5 protein-coding genes are annotated in these 4,975 nt (G+C 49.8%); all 5 read right to left on the bottom strand.

Annotation, left to right across the window (positions count from 1 at the left end):
* The coding region (locus VJY99_RS05765) for a peptidoglycan glycosyltransferase FtsI (protein WP_324117124.1) at positions 1-1,758 on the bottom strand (1,758 nt) is incomplete at its 3' end.
* A gap of 17 nt (positions 1,759-1,775) precedes the next feature.
* A complete protein-coding gene (gene ftsL / locus VJY99_RS05760) occupies positions 1,776-2,141 on the bottom strand; it encodes a cell division protein FtsL (protein ID WP_324117123.1) in 366 nt (121 codons plus the stop codon).
* Positions 2,138-3,079 carry a 16S rRNA (cytosine(1402)-N(4))-methyltransferase RsmH gene (gene rsmH, locus VJY99_RS05755; protein ID WP_324117122.1) on the bottom strand — a complete coding sequence of 314 codons (942 nt, stop codon included), beginning with the start codon at positions 3,077-3,079 and terminating at the stop codon, positions 2,138-2,140. The genes ftsL and rsmH overlap by 4 nt, the downstream gene beginning before the upstream one ends.
* 3 nt (positions 3,080-3,082) lie before the next feature.
* Positions 3,083-3,541, bottom strand: coding sequence for a division/cell wall cluster transcriptional repressor MraZ (gene mraZ, locus VJY99_RS05750; RefSeq protein WP_324117121.1), 459 nt, complete (start codon positions 3,539-3,541; stop codon positions 3,083-3,085).
* 561 nt (positions 3,542-4,102) lie between these two features.
* The coding region (cra, locus tag VJY99_RS05745) for a catabolite repressor/activator (RefSeq protein ID WP_324117120.1) at positions 4,103-4,975 on the bottom strand (873 nt) is incomplete at its 5' end.

The following is a 4,975-nucleotide window of genomic DNA, read 5'->3' as shown; positions in this document are numbered from 1 at the left end:
GCCACCTGTTCCCTCTTTTTGATTAATTACAAATTCACTTTTTTCACCTGTCGCCAAAGCATCCGGTTCGATATTCATGGTGCGCAGAACGCCGCCCATGATGGCACCGAACACAGGTGCAGAGACGGCACCACCGTAATACTTACCTGCTTGTGGATCGTTAATTACCACTACCAATGCGAATCGCGGATTACTGGCTGGTGCTACGCCTGCGGTGTAAGCAATGTATTTGTTAACATAACGTCCATCGGGACCGACTTTTTTCGCGGTACCGGTTTTAATTGCGATGCGGTAGCCCTTGATAGCCGCTTTCACGCCACCACCACCAGGCAATGCCACACTTTCCATCATATGAACGACGGTACGAACCAGCGGCTCAGGGAAAATACGCTCCCCAGGAACCGGAGGATCAACCTTCGTAATAGACAGCGGGCGATACACGCCGTAGCTGCCAATTGTTGCGTAGACACGCGCTAACTGTAACGGAGTTACCATTAGCCCGTAGCCGAAAGAGAAGGTGGCCCTCTCTATGTCAGACCACCGTTGTTTTTGCGGATATAAGCCACTGCGTTCTCCGACCAGCCCCAAGTTGGTCGCTTTTCCCAATCCAAAACGTGAGTAAGTATCTACCAACGCTGAGGAGGGCATCGCTAACGCCAGTTTAGAAACCCCGACGTTACTCGACTTCTGTAGTACCCCGGTAAGGGTCAATTCGCTGTATCGCGCCACATCTTTGATCTCATGACCATTGATGCGGTACGGCACGGTATTCAGGACGGTATTTTCACGCACTACGCCGCGTTGCAGCGCTGTCATGACCACCATCGGTTTAACAGTCGAACCCGGCTCGAAAACGTCCGTGATGGTACGGTTACGCATCACATCTTTTGGCGTGCCGCTAAGATTATTTGGGTTGTAGGATGGGCTGTTGGCCATCGCCAATACTTCACCAGTACTCACATCTACCAGTACCGCACTGCCCGATTCGGCTTTGTTGAAAGCCACGGCGTTGTTTAGCTCGCGATAAACCAGTGCCTGCAGGCGTTCATCAATGCTCAAAGCCAGGTTATGGGCGGCCTGGCTGTCGGTTGAGGAGATATCTTCGATGACTCGACCAAAACGGTCTTTACGCACAATGCGCTCACCGGGTTGGCCGGTCAGCCATTTGTCGAAGCTTTTTTCGACCCCCTCGATCCCTTGGCTATCGACGTTGGTGAAGCCAATGAGATGAGCAGTAACTTCACCAGATGGATAGTAACGACGAGATTCCTCGCGTAGATGAATCCCAGGAAGTTTGAGTTTTTTGATGTAGTCGCCAATATCTGGATTCACCTGTCGAGCCAGATAGATAAAGCGACCTTTCGGATTGCTGTTAACTCGGGAGGCGAGCTGATCAAGAGGGATTTTTAAAGCATCAGCCAACGCTTTCCAGCGGTTATCCAGCGTAATACCACCCGCATCATGCAATTCTTTCGGGTCAGCCCAAATCGCTTTAACTGGCACACTGACTGCCAACGGGCGCCCTGCACGGTCACTAATCATGCCTCGAGAGGTAGAGACTTCCTGAACACGCAGGGAACGCATATCCCCCTGACGTACCAACATGTCCGGCGCGATGATTTGCAGCCAGGCAACGCGCCCCAACAGGAAAACCAGCGCCAGCAAAATGCAACCGCAAAGCAACGCAAAACGCCAACTTACAAAGTTGGCCTGTTCTTCCTGGCGTTTCGGTTTAAGCGTTTTTGCCGCAGCTCTCATCTCTGTCACGCGATTCCTTATTGCTGAACTACGATGTTTTCCTGCGATGGGTCAACATGCTGCAATTGCAGCTTTTCCGTCGCGACCCTCTCCACTCGGCTATGATCGCCCAGTGCATTTTCTTCCAAAATCAAGTTACGCCATTCGATATCTAACGCATCACGTTCCACGACCATTTGCTCACGCTGTGCAGTCAGTAGACGGGTGTGGTGCGCTGTGGTGACAACGAAAATGGCGGTAATAATAATGGCGGTAAACAAAATCAGTGGCAGTTTCCCATGACGCAACAAATCACCACCAATCACCGCTGGTAGTGCATGTCGCTCGCCACTGCTCAATTGACCAGTCACTTTATTTAGGGTTTCTGCCACTTTGTTGATCATGCGTTCGTCCTTTCAGCGATACGCAGTACCGAACTACGCGCGCGTGGGTTTTCCGCCACTTCTTCATCACCTGGCATCATTTTGCCAATAGATTTTAAATATCTGCCGCCGAGTTTATTCAGTTGCGCTTCCGTCATCGGCAGCCCTGCCGGCACCTGTGGCCCACGGGTGTTTTCACGCATAAAGCGCTTAACAATACGGTCTTCCAACGAGTGGAAACTGATAATCGACAGGCGACCACCGGATGACAGAGTTGGAATTGAACCTTTCAGTGCCTTTTCAATTTCTTCAAGTTCACTGTTTATCCAGATACGGATAGCCTGGAACGTACGCGTTGCCGGATGTTTGAACTTGTCTTTTACTGGCATTGCCGCAGCCACAACCGTTGCCAGCTCTTTAGTCCGAGTCATTGGCTGTTCACGGTTACGTTCGATAATGGCGCGCGCAATACGTTTGCCGAACTTTTCTTCGCCAAAAGTTTTGATAACCCAGGCGATGTCCGCTTCATCGGCACTCAGCAACCATTCTGCAGCAGATTGCCCACGAGTCGGGTCCATGCGCATGTCTAGTGGACCATCACGCATAAATGAGAAACCGCGTTCGGCATCATCAAGCTGAGGTGAAGAGACACCAAGATCCAACAGAATGCCGTCAATCTTGCCAAGTAAATCGCGTTCACTTGCGTATTCAGCTAATTCGGAGAAAGGCCCATGAATGATAGAGAAGCGAGGATCATCAATTGCTTGTGCTGCGGCAATGGCTTGTGGATCACGGTCGATAGCCAGCAGACGTCCTTCTGGTCCCAGTTGGGAAAGAATCAATCGAGAATGTCCGCCACGGCCAAATGTGCCATCAATGTAGATGCCATCCTGACGAATATTGAGACCATTCACGGCCTCATCAAGCAGCACCGAAGTATGTTTAAAATTTTCCATCATTATTTAAAGTGACAAATCCTGCAGCCTATCCGACAAAATAGTTGTCGTGGCCTGCTCAGCGTCGATGTCTTCCTTGACTTGTTGATGCCAGGTCGTTTCATCCCACAGTTCAAACTTATTGAACTGTCCAACCAGCATCACTTCTTTGGTCAGCCCGGCGTGTTGGCGTAAAACAGGTGCCAACAACAAACGCCCGGCGCTATCCATCTGACATTCACTGGCATGACCCAGTAACAGTCGCTGAACGCGACGTTCTGCAGGGTTCATGCTCGACAGACGAGCTAGCTTTTGTTCAATAATTTCCCACTCGGGAAGGGTATAAAGCAGCAGGCATGGGTGATGGATGTCGATGGTACAAACCATCAGACCTTCAGAGGTTTCGACAAGCGTATCCCGGTAACGGGTAGGTACGGCGAGCCGCCCTTTACTGTCGAGATTGACTAATGTTGCCCCACGGAACATGCCAGCCTCACCCTTAAATTCCCCTTTCCACCACTTTACCCCACAAAATCCCACCTGAAGGAGTTTACGGAGCGGAGGAAAACCTTGTCAAGCAAGCGACAACGCAGATGGAAATAATTTTCATCTCGTAAGCGATTGATAAATGACTGGCGTGAAAAGGCCCTACATTCACGATGCAAAATTAACGTTATGAATATTTGAAAGAAAAATGGTCAATAAGCATAAATATCGTTAAATCGACTGAAAACCTGACAGGTAAAATATGAAGTGTTCAGTTTGCGACGCGGTCAGCATTTTAAGGTATTTCTCGACAGGATAACAGCGCCAGATGCAGGCGAAACGCGGGCTGAAGGGAAGTTTGATACTTATCAGATAGCTATTGTTTAATTATCGGGCATTTTTACACATTGCTATGTAACAAAATAATTCTACTGCCGTCTTATATCGATTCTAAAATAATGTTTCATTCTCTACGAATGAAAAATAATTACTTCAGCAATCAAGGGAAATAACACGAGAATATTCTTAATTGAGAATGGCAGCCGGAACTGCCATCTGTTGTTAATGGCGACTTAAACTTCCGCGGCGGTATAAATTACGGCGAATACGAGTCAGGCCCGGCTTCGGTTTACGTGGCTCATCAAGGCTGGCAAGAACAAGCTCCAGCACACGCTCCGCAACGTCGCGGTGGCGCTGCGCTACAGCCAGAACTGGGCATTGTAAGAAATCGAGCAGTTCATGATCCCCGAAGGTGGCAATAGCCAACTCCGTCGGTAGTTTCCCTTCACGTCGTAAAGTGACATCCATAACACCTTGTAATAATGCAAACGAAGTGGTGTACAGAGCCTGTGGCATTGGATGGGTTTCCAGCCATTTATCAAACAACTGTGCTGCGGCTTCACGCTCGTAACTGTTGGCATAGAGGAAATTCACTTCACGCGGGTCGTCTTTCCATGCACTGCGGAAACCTTGCTCTCGTAAATAGCTGACGGAAAGCTCCGGTAATGCGCCGAGGTAAAGTACGGTTTCGGCAGGGAAAGTGCGAAGCTCGTTGGCCAGCATTTCCGCATCTTCCTGGTCCGCGCCAACTACGCTGATGAAGTTTTCACGGTCTAATGCCCTGTCGAGCGCGATTATCGGAAATGAATGGTTCGCCCAACGCTGGTAGAAAGGATGCTCAGGCGGTAATGATGTGGAAACAATGATGGCGTCCACCTGGCGTTGCAAGAGGTGTTCAATGCAGCGCATTTCATTATCTGGTTGATCTTCAGAGCAGGCGATTAGCAGCTGGTATCCACGCTGGCGAGCCTGGCGCTCGAGATAGTTAGCGATACGGGTATAACTCGTGTTCTCAAGGTCTGGGATAACTAATCCGATAGAACGCGTACGCCCGGCACGTAATCCCGCGGCCACCGCATTTGGGTGGTAGTTATG

Source organism: Buttiauxella sp. (genome assembly GCF_035271705.1).
Classification (GTDB): Bacteria; Pseudomonadota; Gammaproteobacteria; order Enterobacterales; family Enterobacteriaceae; genus Buttiauxella.
This window is presented reverse-complemented; position numbering and strand designations above follow the sequence as displayed.